Origin of the sequence: Streptococcus oralis, from assembly GCF_003942585.1 — a bacterium.
GTDB lineage: Bacteria > Bacillota > Bacilli > Lactobacillales > Streptococcaceae > Streptococcus > Streptococcus oralis_BE.
In genome coordinates this window covers 35,899-53,979 of record NZ_RJNK01000008.1, presented here as the reverse complement: position 1 = coordinate 53,979, position 18,081 = coordinate 35,899, and the positions used below count along the sequence as shown (strand labels likewise).

12 protein-coding genes, 18 tRNA genes, 1 rRNA gene and 2 pseudogenes are annotated in these 18,081 nt (G+C 40.1%); 30 read left to right on the top strand and 3 right to left on the bottom strand.

Annotated elements, in window-relative coordinates:
• The first annotated feature begins 132 nt into the window (after positions 1-132).
• The 19 genes from rrf (at position 133) to D8862_RS08265 (ending at position 1,994) form a co-directional block, all read left to right on the top strand.
• Positions 133-248, top strand: a 5S ribosomal RNA gene (gene rrf, locus D8862_RS08355).
• Between the two features lie 105 nt (positions 249-353).
• Positions 354-426, top strand: a tRNA-Val gene (locus tag D8862_RS08350).
• Positions 427-428: 2 nt separating this feature from the next.
• A tRNA-Asp gene (locus D8862_RS08345) sits at positions 429-501 on the top strand.
• A gap of 22 nt (positions 502-523) precedes the next feature.
• Positions 524-596, top strand: a tRNA-Lys gene (locus tag D8862_RS08340).
• A gap of 5 nt (positions 597-601) precedes the next feature.
• Positions 602-683: transfer RNA gene (locus D8862_RS08335), tRNA-Leu, on the top strand.
• Between the two features lie 12 nt (positions 684-695).
• Positions 696-768: transfer RNA gene (locus tag D8862_RS08330), tRNA-Thr, on the top strand.
• Between the two features lie 21 nt (positions 769-789).
• Positions 790-861, top strand: a tRNA-Gly gene (locus D8862_RS08325).
• Positions 862-868: 7 nt separating this feature from the next.
• A tRNA-Leu gene (locus tag D8862_RS08320) sits at positions 869-954 on the top strand.
• A gap of 11 nt (positions 955-965) precedes the next feature.
• Positions 966-1,039 (top strand) — tRNA-Arg (locus tag D8862_RS08315).
• A 16-nt stretch (positions 1,040-1,055) separates the two neighbouring features.
• Positions 1,056-1,129: transfer RNA gene (locus D8862_RS08310), tRNA-Pro, on the top strand.
• A gap of 5 nt (positions 1,130-1,134) precedes the next feature.
• Positions 1,135-1,208 (top strand) — tRNA-Met (locus D8862_RS08305).
• A 13-nt stretch (positions 1,209-1,221) separates the two neighbouring features.
• Positions 1,222-1,295, top strand: a tRNA-Ile gene (locus tag D8862_RS08300).
• Between the two features lie 11 nt (positions 1,296-1,306).
• Positions 1,307-1,396 (top strand) — tRNA-Ser (locus tag D8862_RS08295).
• 12 nt (positions 1,397-1,408) lie between these two features.
• Positions 1,409-1,482 (top strand) — tRNA-Met (locus tag D8862_RS08290).
• A 3-nt stretch (positions 1,483-1,485) separates the two neighbouring features.
• Positions 1,486-1,558 (top strand) — tRNA-Phe (locus D8862_RS08285).
• Between the two features lie 15 nt (positions 1,559-1,573).
• A tRNA-Gly gene (locus D8862_RS08280) sits at positions 1,574-1,644 on the top strand.
• A gap of 34 nt (positions 1,645-1,678) precedes the next feature.
• Positions 1,679-1,752, top strand: a tRNA-Ile gene (locus D8862_RS08275).
• A 6-nt stretch (positions 1,753-1,758) separates the two neighbouring features.
• Positions 1,759-1,846: transfer RNA gene (locus tag D8862_RS08270), tRNA-Ser, on the top strand.
• 60 nt (positions 1,847-1,906) lie between these two features.
• A tRNA-Ser gene (locus tag D8862_RS08265) sits at positions 1,907-1,994 on the top strand.
• Positions 1,995-2,115: 121 nt separating this feature from the next.
• Here the strand turns inward: D8862_RS08265 and D8862_RS08260 are convergent.
• Positions 2,116-3,348: pseudogene (locus tag D8862_RS08260) on the bottom strand (ISL3 family transposase).
• A 219-nt stretch (positions 3,349-3,567) separates the two neighbouring features.
• Between D8862_RS08260 and D8862_RS08255 the strand changes: the two are divergent.
• Entirely contained in the window at positions 3,568-4,272 is a 705-nt protein-coding gene (locus tag D8862_RS08255) for a hypothetical protein (RefSeq protein ID WP_125449928.1), read from the top strand.
• A gap of 89 nt (positions 4,273-4,361) precedes the next feature.
• Here the strand turns inward: D8862_RS08255 and birA are convergent, their stop codons facing one another.
• Both birA and D8862_RS08245 read right to left on the bottom strand, forming a co-directional pair.
• Positions 4,362-5,300 (bottom strand): bifunctional biotin--[acetyl-CoA-carboxylase] ligase/biotin operon repressor BirA, encoded by a 939-nt coding sequence (gene birA, locus D8862_RS08250; protein ID WP_125449926.1) that lies wholly within the window; start codon positions 5,298-5,300, stop codon positions 4,362-4,364.
• A complete protein-coding gene (locus D8862_RS08245) occupies positions 5,297-6,157 on the bottom strand; it encodes an AraC family transcriptional regulator (protein WP_125449924.1) in 861 nt (286 codons plus the stop codon). The genes birA and D8862_RS08245 overlap by 4 nt, the downstream gene beginning before the upstream one ends.
• Before the next feature lie 107 nt (positions 6,158-6,264).
• On the opposite strand from D8862_RS08245, the gene D8862_RS08240 reads away from it, so the two are divergent.
• The 10 genes and pseudogenes from D8862_RS08240 to D8862_RS08195 all read left to right on the top strand — a co-directional run bounded on the left by D8862_RS08240 (position 6,265) and on the right by D8862_RS08195 (position 18,019).
• Entirely contained in the window at positions 6,265-8,427 is a 2,163-nt protein-coding gene (locus tag D8862_RS08240) for an alpha-galactosidase (protein ID WP_125449922.1), read from the top strand.
• Between the two features lie 12 nt (positions 8,428-8,439).
• Positions 8,440-9,690 (top strand): extracellular solute-binding protein, encoded by a 1,251-nt coding sequence (locus tag D8862_RS08235; RefSeq protein ID WP_125449920.1) that lies wholly within the window; start codon positions 8,440-8,442, stop codon positions 9,688-9,690.
• Between the two features lie 18 nt (positions 9,691-9,708).
• Positions 9,709-10,581 carry a carbohydrate ABC transporter permease gene (locus tag D8862_RS08230; protein WP_045616733.1) on the top strand — a complete coding sequence of 291 codons (873 nt, stop codon included), beginning with the start codon at positions 9,709-9,711 and terminating at the stop codon, positions 10,579-10,581.
• A gap of 16 nt (positions 10,582-10,597) precedes the next feature.
• Entirely contained in the window at positions 10,598-11,431 is an 834-nt protein-coding gene (locus tag D8862_RS08225) for a carbohydrate ABC transporter permease (protein ID WP_000711270.1), read from the top strand.
• A gap of 206 nt (positions 11,432-11,637) precedes the next feature.
• Positions 11,638-13,080 (top strand): annotated as a pseudogene (gene gtfA / locus D8862_RS08220) (sucrose phosphorylase).
• A 132-nt stretch (positions 13,081-13,212) separates the two neighbouring features.
• On the top strand, positions 13,213-14,406 hold the full coding sequence (locus D8862_RS08215) for an O-antigen ligase family protein (RefSeq protein WP_125449930.1): 1,194 nt from the start codon (positions 13,213-13,215) through the stop codon (positions 14,404-14,406).
• A gap of 145 nt (positions 14,407-14,551) precedes the next feature.
• Entirely contained in the window at positions 14,552-14,995 is a 444-nt protein-coding gene (locus D8862_RS08210) for a MarR family transcriptional regulator (RefSeq protein WP_125449918.1), read from the top strand.
• Between the two features lie 3 nt (positions 14,996-14,998).
• On the top strand, positions 14,999-15,763 hold the full coding sequence (locus D8862_RS08205) for a nuclear transport factor 2 family protein (RefSeq protein ID WP_125449916.1): 765 nt from the start codon (positions 14,999-15,001) through the stop codon (positions 15,761-15,763).
• 14 nt (positions 15,764-15,777) lie between these two features.
• Positions 15,778-16,506, top strand: a complete 729-nt coding sequence (locus D8862_RS08200; RefSeq protein ID WP_125449914.1) for an ATP-binding cassette domain-containing protein — start codon at positions 15,778-15,780, stop codon at positions 16,504-16,506.
• Positions 16,499-18,019, top strand: a complete 1,521-nt coding sequence (locus D8862_RS08195; protein ID WP_125449912.1) for an ABC transporter permease/substrate-binding protein — start codon at positions 16,499-16,501, stop codon at positions 18,017-18,019. Before D8862_RS08200 ends, D8862_RS08195 begins: the two co-directional genes overlap by 8 nt.
• Positions 18,020-18,081 lie beyond the last annotated feature (62 nt).

Here is an 18,081-nt window from a genome sequence, read left to right as displayed (position 1 = left end):
GGAAGTGTGGCGACACATGTAGCGGACTAATACTAATAGCTCGAGGACTTATCCAAAGTAACTGAGAATACGAAGTGTAAGGTTTTCTTGGTATTTGATAGATATTCAATTTTGAGTAGGTATTACTCAGAGTTAAGTGACGATAGCCTAGGAGATACACCTGTACCCATGCCGAACACAGCAGTTAAGCCCTAGAACGCCGGAAGTAGTTGGGGGTTGCCCCCTGTGAGATATGGAAGTCGCTTAGCTCTAGGGAGTTTAGCTTAGTTGTAATTGAGAGGAAATCGAAATTACAATCGGCGGATGAGAGAAACGAAGTTTCTCACCGTTGGCTGAGCTAGACTCCGCCCTTTGGGAGTTTAGCTCAGCTGGGAGAGCATCTGCCTTACAAGCAGAGGGTCAGCGGTTCGATCCCGTTAACTCCCATAGGTCCCGTAGTGTAGCGGTTATCACGTCGCCCTGTCACGGCGAAGATCGCGGGTTCGATTCCCGTCGGGACCGTAAGATAACGGAAGTTATTTTAGACTCGTTAGCTCAGTTGGTAGAGCAATTGACTTTTAATCAATGGGTCACTGGTTCGAGCCCAGTACGGGTCATATTTGCGGGTTTGGCGGAATTGGCAGACGCACCAGATTTAGGATCTGGCGCTTAACGGCGTGGGGGTTCAAGTCCCTTAACCCGCATAGTAGAAATTAGCCGGCTTAGCTCAGTTGGTAGAGCATCTGATTTGTAATCAGAGGGTCGCGTGTTCAAGTCATGTAGCCGGCATTAAAACTAGAAGAGGTCGATGCGAACGTAGTTCAGTGGTAGAACACCACCTTGCCAAGGTGGGGGTCGCGGGTTCGAATCCCGTCGTTCGCTTAGAGAGGCCGGGGTGGCGGAACTGGCAGACGCACAGGACTTAAAATCCTGCGATTGGAAACGATCGTACCGGTTCGATCCCGGTCCTCGGCATATAATAATGAGCACCCTTAGCTCAACTGGATAGAGTACCTGACTACGAATCAGGCGGTTAGAGGTTCGAATCCTCTAGGGTGCATTTTTTCTATTTAACTCGGGAAGTAGCTCAGCTTGGTAGAGTACTTGGTTTGGGACCAAGGTGTCGCAGGTTCGAATCCTGTCTTCCCGATTGATGGCGGTGTAGCTCAGCTGGCTAGAGCGTCCGGTTCATACCCGGGAGGTCGGGGGTTCGATCCCCTTCGCCGCTATAAAGATCTTGTTGGACCTTTAGCTCAGCTGGTTAGAGCTCTCGGCTCATAACCGAGTGGTCGTAGGTTCAAGTCCTACAAGGTCCATTGTATATTTTGGAGGATTACCCAAGTCTGGCTGAAGGGAACGGTCTTGAAAACCGTCAGGCGTGTAAAAGCGTGCGTGGGTTCGAATCCCACATCCTCCTTTTTATTATTAACGCGGGATGGAGCAGCTCGGTAGCTCGTCGGGCTCATAACCCGAAGGTCGTAGGTTCAAATCCTGCTCCCGCAATTTGGCTCGGTAGCTCAGTTGGTAGAGCAATGGATTGAAGCTCCATGTGTCGGCGGTTCGATTCCGTCTCGCGCCATTTTATAATGGTTATGCGGGTGTAGTTTAGTGGTAAAACTACAGCCTTCCAAGCTGTTGTCGCGAGTTCGATTCTCGTCACCCGCTTTGAACTTTGTTCAAATTACCAAGTTTTTAACTTGGGCGCGTAGCTCAGGTGGTTAGAGCGCACGCCTGATAAGCGTGAGGTCGGTGGTTCGAGTCCACTCGTGCCCATTAATAGGAGAATTACTCAAGAGGCTGAAGAGGACGGTTTGCTAAATCGTTAGGTCGGGTAACTGGCGCGGGGGTTCGAATCCCCCATTCTCCGTATACAGAGTGCTGTGACGTGAGTATGGGGAGTTCATATAAACTTATTAATTAATATTTTGGAGAATTACTCAAGAGGCTGAAGAGGACGGTTTGCTAAATCGTTAGGTCGGGTAACTGGCGCGGGGGTTCGAATCCCCCATTCTCCGTGATATAATTTGAGAATCTTTATCAACTCTAGTGGGTTGGTAAAAAGTTATATTCTGGAGAGAGCCACATTGGCACTCTCCTTTTTTTGGCTCTTTGTCAACTGTAGTGGGTTGAAGTCAGCTAAGATCTAGAAAGGACACATTTCGTCCTTTCTTTTTTGATGTTCAGAGTGATAAAAATCCGTTTTTTGAAGTTTTCAAAGTTCCGAAATCCAAAGGCATTGCGTTTGATGAGTTTGATGAGATTATTAGTGGCTTCCAATTTGGCGTTAGAATAGGGTAGTTGAAGGCCGTTGATAATTTTCTCTTTATCCTTGAGAAAAGTTTTAAAGACAGTCTGAAAAAGAGGATGAACCTGCTTTAGATTGTCCTCAATGAGTCTGAAGAGTTTCTCCGATTCCTTTTCCTTGTTTTGAAAGTGAAAAAGTAAGAGTTGATAGAGATGATAGTGGTGTTTCAAGTATTCTGAATAGCTCAATAGTTTGTCTAGAATCTCTTTATTCGTCAAGTGCATACGAAAAGTAGGGCGTTAAAATCGCTTATCACTCAATTTACGACTATCTTGTTGAATGAGCTTCCAGTAACGTTTGATAGCCTTGTATTCATGGGATTTTTTATCGAATTGGTTCATGATTTGAACACGAACACGGCTCATAGCACGGTTAAGATGTTGCACAATGTGGAAGCGATCGAGGACTTTTCGTAGAAGGAAAGAGTTTCTTAGCGATGTCGTAGTAGGGGCTAAACATGTCCATTGTAATGACTTTCACTCCATTTCGGACCTGTCTAGAATAACGAAGGAAATGATTGAGAATCGTTGCTTGAGTCCGTCCGTCTAAGATGGCTAGGATCTTATTTGAATCAAAATCTTGTGCAATGAAGCTCATCTTGCCTTTCTTGAAGCTGTATTTATCCCAAGACATGTGAGTTGGAAGATAAGATAAATCTGTCTTGAATTTAAGCTCTTTCAGTTTACGAATGACGGTGGAAGTGGAGATAGCCAAGCTTTCAGCGATGGCTGTTATAGGGACTTTCTCGATTAATTTTTGAGCGATTTGGTGATTTTTCTTGCCTAAGGGAGTCTCTACGACAGCCATTTTTCCACAGACTTTACAGCGGAAACGCCGTTTTCTCAATCGAATCAGCCTTTTGTATCTCGCACATTCTAGGTAAGGTATTTTAGATTCCTTTTTGGAGTAATATTTAGCCATTTTTCCTTGGCAGTGAGGACATTTAGGTGCTGGTTAATCTAGCTTAGCGATGATTTCCTTGTAGGTATTCATATTAATGATATAATCTGGATATTAGGGTCTTTAATGTCTAGTAATTTTGTGATAAAATGTAATGGTTCCATATGATTCTTTCTAATGATGGTTTGGTCGCTTTTCATTATAGATCTTTTGGGACTTTTTTTAGGCCACATAATCTCCATAGTGGTTTTACTCACTACAGAATTATAGAGCTCTATTATCTAATGCTGTTTCAGTAACTTTCATACTAGAAAAATCATAAATAGACTAGATTTAGTGGTATACTAGGGTTAGGGACTTTAAGTGGCTGGGGGATAATCAATATGAAAAATGGAGTAAAATTTCATAGTATTTTTTATAGATTTATACTATTTATCTTTGTAGTATTTCTAACTGTGATTTCAATGATCGTAGATGCAAAAAAAGCGCAAATTCGCTTTTTTAACCTATCCTTGACTATCGGGCAAGAGGAGTTGAGGATTGTTACAGTTGTGGTTTTGCTCCTTACTTTTCTTTTATCTTTCATGTTCAAATGGAAGTGTTCAATCCATAAAACTGGGATTTATCTAAGAAAAATTGATTTATTTGTAGATTGGAATGAGATTAGAGGTCTTAGCCATGTCTGGATAAATGAATATCATCATGGACCTCATGGTTTCCTGTTCTATAATCGTAAGACGCTGGTTATTTATAGAGAAAATTATCAACCGATTTGCCTTTATAATATTTCAATATTGGCCTTATATGTGGCTAAATGTTATCATCCAAAATTGAAAACCAATATAGTCTCAGCAACGTTGGCAAGTCTCTTCAATATGGCTTTAAATGCATGGTTCTTGTACGAGATGTTTAGTAAAAATTTGGTGAATATAAAAGCTGAAGTCTTTATGTTTTGGCTGCTTTTATATGCTGTTAAAGTTTTTGCGCTGCCATTGATTATGCTTGGATATGAGAATCACTGCTATGGAGCTTCTTTGGTACATAGTACGGCATATAAAAAGAATGCCTCGAAAGCTATTCACCTGTAAAGTGTTGGTAGGAAGCCAGTTATTTATATATCAGTTGCTTTCTGCATTCAAAAAGCACTATATGTTGCTAGTTGCATATAGTGCTGTTATTAAGTCCAGCTAGTGAGTGAGATTTCACCACTATTGAGCCAGATTTCTGTCTGGTCATCAAGCTGGATAAGGAGTTGTCCTTTGTCGGAGATGTCCTTGGCGACTCCTTTTTTTTCAGTCCGATCTTGGATAAAACTGACCTCTCTTCCTAGAATAAGAGAGTGTTCTTTATAAAGATAGAGTAGTTCTTCGGGTGCTGTTTGGTAGAAACAACGCCAAATTTCTGAGATTAGTTCGTTTCGTGTGATAGGAGCTGGTGGTGTAAAGAGACTTCCAGCTTTTTCTTTTATCTCTTTGGGAAAATCGCTGATGGCAAAGTTGATTCCGACGCCGATAATGACGTCTGTTACTAGGCCTGTTTCCACGGACGTCATGGCTTCGGTGAGGATACCTGCTATTTTTTTATTTTTAAAGTAGATATCATTTACCCATTTGATACCCACGTCAATCAAGGTGAGGTTTTTAATAGCTTTGTAAATGGCACCTGCTGTAAGTAATGTGTAGGCAGGAAGCTGGTCATAGGCGAGATTTGGCTGAATATGTAATGACATATAAATGCCTCCCTGAGCAGGAGAGTAGTAAGGGCGTTGAAAGCGACCACGACCTGCTGTTTGACATGTAGAAAGATAGAGACTATTTCCCTGGCTTTCACCTTCAATACCTTCTTTTGCATCTGTTTGAGTAGATTTTGTTTCAGGTTTGTAGAGAATGATTAAGTTGGTTTTATCTTGAATCAAATCAGGTAGGATCAAATCGCCTTGAATAAGTTTGTAACCTTTATTTTTAATACTGTCAATCACGAGCCCTTCTTGTTGGAGGCGTTGAATTGCTTTCCAGATGGATGTACGACTTAACGACAGTTCTTCTGCAATTTTTTCTCCGCTAACATAGTCGTTTTCTCTAGCTAATATTTGGTAGACTAGTTGGTGTGATTTCATTGATTTTCCTTTCTAGCTAAGAGGGAGTGAGAGAGTTCTTTTCGAGTTTGACTCGGTGTTTTATGAAAAAACTGTTTGTAGGCTTTTGAAAAATGTAGTGGATCTGAGAAACCCACGGAGTATGCAATGACTTTGATCGTTTCGTTGGTATGTTCTAGTAACTGTTGCGCACGATTCATTCGAACGAAAAGCAAATATTCTTTTGGAGAGAGTTGGTGAAATTCTTTAAACACACTAGTTAAGTAACTTCTATGAACTGATAGCTCTTTAGCTAAATCTTGAATGGTGAGCGATTGTGGATAGTGACTATCTATCAATCGTTTGCAGTCAAGATAGAGTTGGTGGGTTGATGAAATATTCTCTTTTTTCTGATTGGGAGCAATAGTTCCTAGATGAAACATCAATTCATGAAGTTGTCCCATGATGTGGAGTTGAGCCAATTCATTTGATTTTGTTATCTGAGCGAAACGGACAATACTATCAACGAGTTTTGCAGTTGTATGCGTATGACAGTTTTTTGATTGGATGAGGTAGGATTGATCAGAAATTTGAGACAGAGCAAAATAGTCAGGTGCCCTCCCTCCAGTAATCCCCAACCAGTAGTAAGCCCAAGGATCCTGGCTATCTGCTTTATAAAAGGTTAATTCGTCTGGTTTTAGTAAAAAGAAATCTCCTGCCTTTAAATCAACAATTTTACCCTTATAATGGAATTGACCTTTTCCTTTAGTAATGTAATGTAGTACATAGGTATCTCGAATAGCTGGGCCAAAAGAGTAGTTAGGCGTACATTCTTCATAACCGTAAAAGCTAAGAGAAAGATCAATTGTTCCTGTCTGGTATTCTGAAAAAACGAGCATATGCCACCTCCCACCTAACATTTTACCATACTTTGTAGACATTTCTCTATTTTAGAAAGCGCTTTTATGTGATAAAATTTTATCAAGAAATCGAAGAGGTGAAATATATGGGAGTTCGAATAGAGAATAATCTATTTTACGTTGAGAGTAAAGGTTTAAGTTTAATTATTGAAAATAGGGATGGGTTCTTATTATTAAAACATTTAGGAAAGACTATTAAGAACTATAGAGAGGCTAATAGTGTTTACGAACGCGATCATGCTTTTTCTGGTAATCCCATAGCTACTAATCGAACCTTTAGTTTGGATACGCAACGTCAAATTTTTGGACAACATGGTTTGGGTGACTTTAGAAAACCAACCTTACAGGTTCAGCATGATGCAACTGAAGTAACAGACTTTCGATTTGTAGAAGCAAAGATTTTAAAAGGTCAGAATGGTCCACAGGTTTTACCTTCTCCACATAGCATGGACGATACAGAGACTCTTGCCTTGATTTTAAAAGATTCTAAGGCTCAACTTAGTCTTACTTTGTATTATACTGCTTTTGATAATGATGCGACAATTGCTAGCTACAGCAAATTGGAAAATAATAGTAATCAGGAAGTTGTCATCCATAAGGACTTTTCTTTTATGGCTGATTTTCCTGCTGCAGCTTACGAAATAGTGACTTTACAGGGAGCTTATGCTCGTGAAAAGACTGTCCGGCGTCAACAGGTAGAACAAGGAATCTTTTCAATTAGTTCGAACCGTGGTGCTTCTGGTCATGCTCAAACACCAGCTCTTCTACTATGTGATCAAGGAGTCACAGAGGATGCTGGGAATGTGTGTGCTCTGCAACTACTGTATAGTGGAAACTTTGAAGCTTTTGTTCAAAAGAATCAATTGAATGAAGTTCGGGTGGCTATTGGCATTAACCCGGAAAACTTTTCTTGGAAGTTAAATCCTGAGGAAAATTTTGAAACACCGGTAGCTTTAGTGACCCATTCAGATAAGGGATTAACTGGTATCAGTCATGAAAGTCAGAATTTTGTACTTAAGCACATTATGCCAAGTCAGTTTTCTAAAAAAGAACGTCCAATTCTAATCAATAACTGGGAAGCAACTTACTTTGACTTTCAGAGAGAAAAACTGTTAGAGTTGGCAGATGAGGCTAAGAAAGTTGGAATTGAACTTTTTGTATTAGATGATGGGTGGTTTGGCAATCGCTTTGATGATAATCGGGCTTTAGGTGATTGGGTTGTTAATGAGAAAAAACTGGGTGGAAGTCTTGAAAGTCTGATTTCAGCTATCCATGAAAGAGGTTTGCAGTTTGGGCTTTGGTTAGAACCTGAAATGATTTCTGTTGATAGTGATTTGTATCGTAAACATCCTGACTGGGCTATTCAGGTTCCAGGATATGAGCATACCTATTCTAGAAATCAATTAGTTCTTAATCTTGCCAATCCACAGGTAGTAGGATATTTGAAAAATGTTTTAGATGAACTCCTCTCTCATCATAAAATTGACTACATCAAATGGGATATGAACCGCAATATCACTAACTTAGGGAATGGTTCAGCTTATCTGGAAACTCAGATGCAATCTCATCAGTACATGATGGGACTTTATGAACTTGTTTCTTATCTAACAGAGAAGCACAGCCATATTCTCTTTGAGTCCTGCTCTGGTGGTGGTGGACGAAATGATCTTGGCATGATGCGCTATTTCCCACAAGTCTGGGCTAGTGATAATACTGATGCCATTGCACGTTTACCAATTCAATACGGCTCATCCTATCTCTATCCAACCATTTCCATGGGAGCTCATGTGTCAGCAGTACCAAATCATCAGATGGGACGAATGACACCATTGGAAACTCGTGGTCATGTGGCAATGATGGGAAATCTGGGCTATGAGCTTGATTTGACAAGTTTATCAAATGAAGAGAAGGCTGAGATTGCTAATCAGGTGAACTTGTATAAAGAATTGCGGCCAGTAGTCCAGTTGGGAAACCAGTATAGGTTGATCAATCCCGATGCTGAATTCAATGAAGCAGCTGTACAATTTAACTATGGAAATCAAACGATTGTAACCTACGTCCGAGTCTTATCAGTTGTTGAAACAATGGAAACAACTTTAAAGTTAAAAGATTTGGATGAAGAGGGACGGTATGAATTACAGGAAAATGGTGTAGTTTACTCAGGTGCAGAACTCATGTATGCGGGTATTACTATGGAGCTTCCGCAGGGAGATTATCTCAGCAGGCAGTTACATTTCATTAGAAGATAAGGAGATAAAATCATGAGATGGTATAAAAAGATGAGCTTAATTGCTACTACAGGACTCTGCCTTTTGGGACTGTCAGCTTGCAGTAGCCAAGAGGAGTCAACTGATGGCAAGGTAACGATTGAGTTTTTTAACCAGAAGACCGAGATGGCGGATACCTTGCAAAGGATAGTGGATGATTTTGAAAAGGAACACCCTAAAATTGATGTGAAGCTGACTACAGTACCCGCAGCTGGAATTGTTCTGAAAACTCGGATTTTATCAGGAGATGTTCCAGATATTATTAATATCTATCCTCAAAATATGGATTTTCAGGAATGGGCAAAAGCAGGTTATTTTGCAGATATGACAGGGAAATCTTATCTTGAGAACATCAAGAACGACTATGCCGAAAAGTATGCAATCAATAACAAGGTTTATAGTGTGCCTTTAACAGCCAACCTTTATGGAATCTATTACAATAAAACGAAGTTTAAAGAATTAGGACTTGAGGAACCGAAGACTTTTAAAGAGTTTCAAGAGATTGTTAAAAAAATAAAAGATAGTGGGAATTCTCCATTTGCGGTCGCAGGCAATGAAGGCTGGACATTAAATGGTTACCACCAACTTTCTCTCATTACTATTACAGGTAGTGGAGACGAGGCTAATAACTACCTTCGCTTTTCAAAACCAAACGCTATCTCTGCAGATGATGCTATTTTAAAAGCCGATGCAGAACGACTAGATTTATTGGCAGATAATGCTCAAGATGGTTGGCGTGGTGCTTCTTATAATGATGCGGTGGTAGCATTTTCGAGTGAAACAGCCTTGATGATGCCACAAGGATCATGGGCATTAGCGGCAATTAATCAACAGGATCCAAAATTTGAGGTGGGGATGTTTGCCTTCCCAGGAGAAGAAGTAGGAAAAGAAGTTACTGTTGGTGCAGGGGACATGGCATTATCAACTTCAGCTACTACCAAACATCCGAAAGAAACCGAAGAATTTATCAGCTATATGACTAGTCCAAAAGCTATGCAGTCATATTATGATGTAGATGGATCACCAGTTGCTGTAAAAGGCATACAGGAAAAAGAAGACTCAGCGCTTGCAGATATTTCTAAACTGGCCTTTACGGACAAACATTATGTTTGGTTGGGCCAACACTGGAACTCTGAAGAAGATTTTTTTAATCTAAGTGCAGGTTACTTGATGGATAAAAATCTGAAAAATATGGCAAACAATCTCAATGCTTTCTTTAATCCAATGAAGGCAGATTTGGACTAGAATAGGAGTTAAGATGATATGGCTATTCGAAAATTTTTAAATAAATACTGGGGTTGGACTTTTTTGCTCATCCCGCTTGCATTACAAGCGATCTTCTTTTACTTTCCGATGGTGCAAGGTGCTTTCTATAGTTTGACTAACTGGACTGGATTGACCTATAATTACAAATTTGTTGGTTTGAATAACTACAAATTGCTGATGATTGATGGGAAATTCTTCACAGCCATAGCCTTTACTTTGATTTTAACTCTGGCATTGATTATTGGAGAGATTACGATTGGGATGGTTGTGGCACGAGCCTTAAATTCTAAGATGAAGGGACAGACCTTCTTTAGAGCTTGGTTCTTTTTCCCAGCTGTTTTATCTGGTTTGACAGTTTCCTTGATTTTTAAACAATTCTTCAACTATGGTCTTCCAACGATTGGAAGAATTTTAGGGATTGGTTTTTTACAAGAGAGTCTATTGGGGACACCTGTCGGAGCGGTAGTGGCAACTATTTTTGTTCTTCTATGGCAAGGAGTAGCAATGCCAATCATTCTCTTTCTTGCGGGTCTTCAGAGTATCCCAACTGATATTTTAGAGGCGGCATCAATTGATGGTGCAACAAGTAAACAAACCTTTTGGAAGATTGAATTACCCTATTTACTACCAACGATTTCTATGGTTTTTATTCTGGCTCTTAAGTCTGGTTTGACAGCCTTTGACCAAATTTTTGCCTTGACGAGTGGTGGTCCAAATAATGCTACAACGTCTCTTGGACTTTTAGTCTACAACTATGCTTTCAAGAGTAATCAATATGGATATGCGAATGCAATTGCCTTGATTTTATTCTTAATTATTGGAATTGTTTCTCTTATCCAAATCAAGCTATCAAAGAAATTTGAAATCTAATAGAGGAGTCCTACACATGAAAAAAGAAGAAAAATTGAATCAGTTTTGGAAATATGTCCTCTTGATAGTCGGTGGTATTCTTATACTTGTTCCTTTGTTGGTAACGGTATTTAGTTCTTTCAAGACAACCAAGGATATCATGAATCATTTCTTTAGTTTGCCCAACCCTTTTACATTAAGTAACTATGAACGCTTGATTTCGGATGGGATTGGAGGCTATTTCTGGAATTCAGCTGTTATTACGGTGTTATCATTGATTGTAGTAGCTTTCTTTATACCAGCTGCAGCTTATTCCATTGCTCGAAATATGTCCAAGAAAAAAGCCTTTGCAATTATGTATTCGCTCTTGATTTTAGGTATATTTGTTCCATTTCAGGTGATTATGATTCCTATCACAGTTATGATGAGTAAACTCGGTCTAGCAAATATGTGGGGGCTAGTAATACTCTACCTAACTTATGCTATTCCACAGACTCTCTTCTTGTATGTTGGTTATATAAAAATCAGTGTACCAGATAGTTTGGATGAAGCTGCGGAAATCGATGGGGCTGATCGTTTTACAATTTATCGTCGAATCATTTTTCCAATGCTGAAACCCATGCATGCGACAACCTTGATTATCAATGCACTCTGGTTCTGGAATGACTTTATGTTGCCACTGTTGATTCTGAATAAGGATTCCAAGATGTGGACTTTACCTCTCTTCCAATACAACTATCAAGGTCAGTACTTCAATGACTATGGCCCAAGTTTTGCATCTTATATTGTGGGAATTGTAACGATAACCATTGTCTACCTCATCTTCCAAAAACATATCATTTCAGGAATGAGTAACGGGGCAGTGAAGTAAGAAAGTGCTTAGGGAATCTATAATTCCATACATAGACGAACGGTTCAGCTTATTGACAATTCTATGTAGAAGACAAGAAAGTCGTACTTAGTTGCTTGCAGTCTATATTAGTACGAGTTCGATATGAACAAAAATCTAAAAATATCTTTCATTTACGAAGCCAGGTCATATAAGACTTGGCTTTCATCAGAAAAAGGAGAACATCTATGACCATTCAAAATAAAACTATGTTGATTACTTACTCAGATAGTCTTGGAAATAACCTTAAAGACTTATATGCGAATCTGGAAGAACATTTTGGTGATGCTATTGGAGGAGTTCACCTTCTACCATTTTTCCCATCAACAGGTGATCGTGGATTTGCGCCAGTTGACTATGAAGAAGTGGATTCAGCTTTTGGTGATTGGGAGGACGTTAAGCGTTTAGGTGAGAAATATTATCTTATGTTTGACTTTATGATTAACCATATTTCTCGTCAATCTAAATATTATAAGGACTATCAAGAAAAACATGAAGCCAGTGAATTTAAAGATCTCTTTTTAAACTGGGACAAGTTTTGGCCAGAAAATCGTCCGACACAGGTTGATGTAGATTTAATTTACAAACGTAAGGATCGCGCTCCAAAACAAGAGATTCTTTTTGCAGATGGTTCAGTAGAACATTTGTGGAATACTTTTGGTGAGGAGCAAATTGATCTTGATGTGACCAAAGAAGTAACGATGGGATTCATCCGTAAGACCATTCAACATCTAGCAAGTAACGGGTGTGATTTGATTCGTCTAGATGCCTTTGCTTATGCAGTGAAGAAATTGGATACCAATGATTTCTTTGTGGAACCAGATATTTAGAATTTATTGGACAAAGTTAGAGATATCGCTGCCGAGTATGGGACAGAGCTCTTACCTGAGATTCATGAACACTATTCGATTCAATTTAAAATAGCGGATCATGATTACTATGTTTACGATTTTGCCCTTCCAATGGTGACCCTTTATACTCTTTACAGTTCCAGAACAGAGCGTTTGGCAAAGTGGTTAAAGATGAGCCCGATGAAGCAATTTACGACGCTAGACACCCATGATGGGATTGGAGTGGTGGATGTCAAGGATATCCTGACCGATGAGGAAATTGACTATGCTTCCAATGAGCTCTATAAGGTTGGAGCGAATGTCAAACGTAAGTACTCTAGTGCAGAGTATAATAATCTAGACATCTACCAAATCAATTCAACCTACTATTCTGCTCTTGGAGATGATGATGTCAAGTACTTCCTCGCTCGTCTGATTCAAGCTTTTGCTCCAGGCATTCCTCAGGTTTACTATGTGGGTCTATTAGCAGGAAAAAATGACTTGAAATTATTAGAAGAAACTAAGGAAGGTCGAAATATTAATCGTCATTACTATAGCAATGAGGAAATAGCAGAAGAAGTTCAACGTCCTGTGGTGAAGTCTCTTCTCAATCTATTTTCTTTCCGTAATCGGTCAGAGGCCTTTGATATAGAAGGAACTATAGAGGTGGAAACACCAACGGAATGCAGCATTGTGATTAAACGTCAAAATAAAGACAAGTCTGTAACAGCAGTAGCAGAAATTGATCTGCAAAGTCAGACCTATCAGGTAGTGGAAAACGGCAGAAAAATTCAGTTCTAGTGCTATATTAATGAAAGAGTTTTTTTGTGGCGAAAACGTGTTCATTGTTCCCAAATGACGGAAAAAATGGTAAAATTAAAAGATAGTTTAGCATTTATCTTCTGGAGAAATCCAGAACAGAAAGGATCCGTTTTGAAATCAATTGGATTACTGGATAAGATAAGAGGGCTTTCGAAAAAAGATTTCTTTTTGTATCTGATGATCATGAGTATCTTTTTACCTTTTTATTTGTTCTTAGCCCTCTTTGCTTTATATTTGATAGGTTTACTTGTTACTGGGGAGATGAAGGGAATTATCAAAGGATTGGCCAAACATCCTGTACTTCTCTTTTTTATTGCCTACAGTAGTATCATCTCCATCGTCGCCAAGAACTGGCTTGGTTTAGCAGCATCTTTCCTGATGCTCCTATTTCTTATTTTCTTTAGTTTTTATCAGAAGCGTCTGACGCATGCTTTCTTTCGACTGATACTGCAGACAATCTTGTTTGGTAGTGTTGTCTCTGCCGCTTTTGCTACTTTGGAGCATTTCCAAATTGTAAAGAAATTTAACTATGCCTTTCTTTCGCCCAATATGCAAGTATGGCACCAGAATCGTGCAGAGGTGACCTTCTTTAATCCGAACTACTATGGGATCATTTGTTGCTTCTGTATCATGATTGCCTTTTACCTCTTTACAACGACGAAGTTAAGATGGTTGAAAATATTTTGTGTGCTAGCAGGTTTTGTGAATCTATTTGGTTTGAATTTTACGCAAAATAGAACAGCCTTTCCTGCCATCATCGCTGGTGCCATCATTTATCTCTTTACAACCATTAAAAACTGGCGTGCCTTCTGGCTCAGTATTGGAGTTTTTGGGATTGGCCTTTGTTTCCTCTTCTCAAGCGATTTGGGTGTCCGTATGGGAACACTAGATTCTTCAATGGAGGAGCGTGTTTCAATCTGGAATGCGGGTATGACTTTGTTCAAGCAAAATCCGATCTGGGGTGAGGGTCCACTGACCTATATGAATTCCTATCCGAGAATCCATGCACCCTACCACGAGCACGCGCATAGTCTTTACATTGATACTATTTTAAGTTATGGTTTGATTGGAACCATTCTCTTATCCATTTCTTCGGTTATCCCGGTTCACATGATGATGGATATGAGTCAGGAGTCTGGTAAACGACCAATTATCGGTCTTTATCTCTCCTTCCTTACAGTAGTCGCTGTACATGGGATTTTTGACTTGGCGCTCTTTTGGGTTCAGTCAGGATTCATCTTCTTGTTGGTTATGTGCAGTCTACCACTGGAACATCGAACCTTGGTGTCCGAAATGACAGATTAAGTTAATAAATAGTGAAGATCTTCTACTCTAGGTAGGAGGTCTTTTTTTGTTGTCGAAAATTATTTCTAAATCGAAATAGTTGACAGATGGAACGAAAGGTGTTACAATAGAGAAAAATTCGATATAGAAATAAATTGGAGGAAGTATGAAAGATAGTCATTTAGTTGCCCATCATATTCGTTTGTTGAATGGGCGGATTTTTCAAAAGTTACTGAGTCAGGATCCTGAGCCTCTTTATCGGAGTGAACAGGGCAAGATTCTCACGGTGTTATGGAATAGTGAGACAGGTTGCGCTACGGCGACAGATATTGCGCTTGCGACTGGTCTTGCTAACAATACGCTAACGACGATGCTGAAAAAGTTGGAAGAGCAGGGTTTGGTGACCTTTAGTCAGTGTGGTTCAGACAAGCGAAAAAAATACGTCAAATTGACTGAGCGGGGTTGGTTCCAGAAAGAAGTTGGCCATCGCATCAGTCAAAAGTTGGATGCTATTTTTTATAAAGGATTCTCAGAGGAAGAAATTCGCCAGTTTGAAAATTATCAGGAACGTATTTTAGCCAATCTGAAAGAGAAAGAAAAAGAGGATTAAATCATGTCAAAACAAGTCCAAAATGCGCAAAATTTATATATTCATGCCATTCAAGACGGGTGTGTTGCTGAGGCTCAAGCCCAATCTGTAGGAGATACCTACATTCAGCACTCTACAGGTGTGCCAGATGGGAAAGAAGGTTTTGCGGCTTTCTTTGCAAATTTCTTTGAGCGCCATCCCGAGCGTGAGATGAAAATTGTTCGCACTATTGAAGACGGCAATCTAGTCTTCGTCCATGTTCATCAATATCTCAATGGTGGGGAAGCTCAATGGGTGACGACGGATACTTTCCGTGCGGATGAGAATGGTCGTATCGTGGAGCATTGGGATGTGATTGACTACTATCGAACACCTGAAAATGACCAATTAGACCAGATTTTTGGAGATTTTGAGATCAAGGATTTGGATAAGACAGCAGAAAATAAAAAAACTGTTCGCCGTTTCTTGACAGAAATCTTCCAAAACAAGGAACTTGATCTGTGGGAAGATTTTGTGGCAGACGATTTGATTCAGCATAATCATGAGATTGGACAAGGAAGTCAGGCCTATAAAAATTATGTGGCTGAACATGGTGTTACTTTCGACTTTGTTTTCCAGCTCTTGGGACAAGGAAACTATGTGGTTAGCTATGGGCAGACTCAGATTGATGGAGTTGCCTATGCCCAGTATGACATCTTCCGTTTGGAGAATTGCTTGATTGTGGAGCATTGGGACAATAAAGAAGTCATGCCTAAGGTAGAAGACTTGACCAACCGAGGGAAGTTTTAAATTGAGGACAAAGAATGATTGAATACAAAAATGTAGCGCTACGCTATACAGAAAAAGATGTTTTGAGAGATGTCAATTTACGGATTGAGAATGGCGAATTCATGGTTTTAGTTGGGCCTTCTGGGTCAGGTAAGACGACCATGATTAAGATGATTAACCGTCTCTTGGAACCTACAGATGGCGATGTTTACATGGATGGCAAGCGCATCAAAGACTATGATGAGCGTGAACTTCGTCTTTCTACTGGTTATGTTTTACAGGCCATTGCTCTGTTTCCCAATCTAACAGTTGCGGAAAATATTGCTCTCATTCCTGAAATGAAAGGATGGAGCAAGGAAGAAATTACGAAGAAAACAGAAGAGCTTTTAGCTAAGGTTGGTTTACCAGTATCCGAGTATGGGCATCGACTTCCTAGTGAACTGTCTGGCGGTGAGCAGCAACGTGTCGGTATTGTCCGTGCTATGATTGGTCAACCTAAGATTCTACTCATGGATGAGCCTTTTTCAGCCTTGGATGCCATTTCGAGAAAACAACTACAAATGTTGACCAGAGAATTGCATAAAGAGTTTGGGATGACAACCGTTTTCGTGACTCATGATACGGATGAGGCATTGAAATTAGGTGATCGAATCGCTGTTTTGCAGGAGGGAGAGATTCGTCAGGTGGCGAATCCCGAGACCATTTTAAAAGCTCCTGCAACGGACTTTGTAGCAGACTTGTTTGGAGGTAGTGTTCATGGCTAATTTGATATCAACTTTTCAGGATCGTTTTGGTGATTGGGTAACAGCTCTATCTCAACATTTGCAGTTGTCACTTTTGACCTTGTTACTAGCTATTTTGCTTGCAGTCCCCTTAGCGGTATTTCTTCGTTATCATGAAAAGATGGCGGATTGGGTCTTGCAGATTGCAGGGATTTTCCAGACCATCCCGTCTCTTGCCTTGTTGGGGCTCTTCATCCCCTTGATGGGGATTGGGACCTTGCCTGCTTTGACAGCACTAGTGATTTATGCGATTTTTCCGATTTTGCAAAATACCATCACTGGACTGAAGGGAATTGATCCGAGTCTGCAAGAGGCTGGGATTGCCTTTGGGATGACCAGATGGGAACGTCTCAAGAAATTCGAAATTCCACTTGCCATGCCTGTTATCATGTCTGGGATTCGGACGGCAGCGGTCTTGATTATCGGTACAGCAACCTTGGCTGCCTTGATTGGTGCTGGGGGACTGGGTTCCTTTATCCTTTTGGGAATTGACCGCAATAATACCAGTCTGATTTTGATTGGGGCACTTTCTTCTGCAGTGCTGGCCATTGCCTTTAACTTCCTACTAAAAGTGATGGAAAAAGCAAAATTGCGGACGATTTTCTCTGGTTTTGCCTTGGTGACCTTATTGCTCGGTCTGTCTTATAGTCCAGCTCTATTAGCTCAAAAAGAGAAAGAAAACTTGGTTATTGCTGGGAAATTGGGACCGGAACCAGAAATTTTGGCTAATATGTATAAGTTGCTGATTGAAGAGAATACCAGTATGACTGCGACTGTTAAACCGAATTTTGGGAAAACAAGCTTCCTCTATGAAGCTCTGAAAAAAGGGGATATTGATATCTATCCTGAATTTACTGGTACGGTGACTGAAAGTTTACTTCAACCAGCACCTAAAGTAGGTCATGAGCCAGATCAGGTTTATCAAGTGGCGCGTGATGGAATTGCCAAACAGGATCATCTGACTTATCTCAAACCTATGTCTTATCAAAATACCTACGCTGTAGCTGTTCCGAAAAAGATTGCTCAAGAATATGGCTTGAAGACCATTTCGGACTTGAAAAAAGTGGAAGGGCAGCTGAAGGCAGGTTTTACACTCGAATTTAATGACCGTGAAGATGGCAATAAGGGCTTGCAATCAATGTATGGTCTCAATCTCAACGTAGCGACCATGGAGCCAGCTCTTCGCTATCAGGCAATTCAGTCAGGCGATATTCAAATTACGGATGCCTATTCGACCGATGCAGAATTGGCACGTTATGATTTACAGGTCTTGGAAGATGACAAGCAACTCTTCCCACCTTATCAAGGAGCTCCACTAATGAAAGAAGCTCTTCTCAAGAAACACCCTGAGTTGGAGACAGTTCTCAATAAATTGGCTGGTAAAATTACTGAAAGCCAGATGAGCCAGCTCAACTATCAAGTCGGTGTTGAAGGCAAGTCAGCAGAACAAGTAGCCAAAGAATTTCTACAAGAACAAGGTTTGTTGAAGAAATAAAAAGAGAGGAAAGTCAGTGGTAGCTACTAGCCACTTTCTTCAACAGACAAAATCCCATCTCG

What these genes read in the sequence shown, in the direction of transcription:
- D8862_RS08240 (WP_125449922.1), top strand. Translation starts at nt 6,265, where the DNA reads ATGGGAGTTCGAATAGAGAATAATCTATTTTACGTTGAGAGTAAAGGT.
- D8862_RS08205 (WP_125449916.1), top strand. Translation starts at nt 14,999, where the DNA reads ATGTCAAAACAAGTCCAAAATGCGCAAAATTTATATATTCATGCCATT.
- D8862_RS08210 (WP_125449918.1), top strand. Translation starts at nt 14,552, where the DNA reads ATGAAAGATAGTCATTTAGTTGCCCATCATATTCGTTTGTTGAATGGG.
- birA (WP_125449926.1), bottom strand. Translation starts at nt 5,300, where the DNA reads ATGAAATCACACCAACTAGTCTACCAAATATTAGCTAGAGAAAACGAC.
- D8862_RS08195 (WP_125449912.1), top strand. Translation starts at nt 16,499, where the DNA reads ATGGCTAATTTGATATCAACTTTTCAGGATCGTTTTGGTGATTGGGTA.
- D8862_RS08245 (WP_125449924.1), bottom strand. Translation starts at nt 6,157, where the DNA reads ATGCTCGTTTTTTCAGAATACCAGACAGGAACAATTGATCTTTCTCTT.
- D8862_RS08230 (WP_045616733.1), top strand. Translation starts at nt 9,709, where the DNA reads ATGGCTATTCGAAAATTTTTAAATAAATACTGGGGTTGGACTTTTTTG.
- D8862_RS08200 (WP_125449914.1), top strand. Translation starts at nt 15,778, where the DNA reads ATGATTGAATACAAAAATGTAGCGCTACGCTATACAGAAAAAGATGTT.
- D8862_RS08255 (WP_125449928.1), top strand. Translation starts at nt 3,568, where the DNA reads ATGAAAAATGGAGTAAAATTTCATAGTATTTTTTATAGATTTATACTA.
- D8862_RS08235 (WP_125449920.1), top strand. Translation starts at nt 8,440, where the DNA reads ATGAGATGGTATAAAAAGATGAGCTTAATTGCTACTACAGGACTCTGC.
- D8862_RS08225 (WP_000711270.1), top strand. Translation starts at nt 10,598, where the DNA reads ATGAAAAAAGAAGAAAAATTGAATCAGTTTTGGAAATATGTCCTCTTG.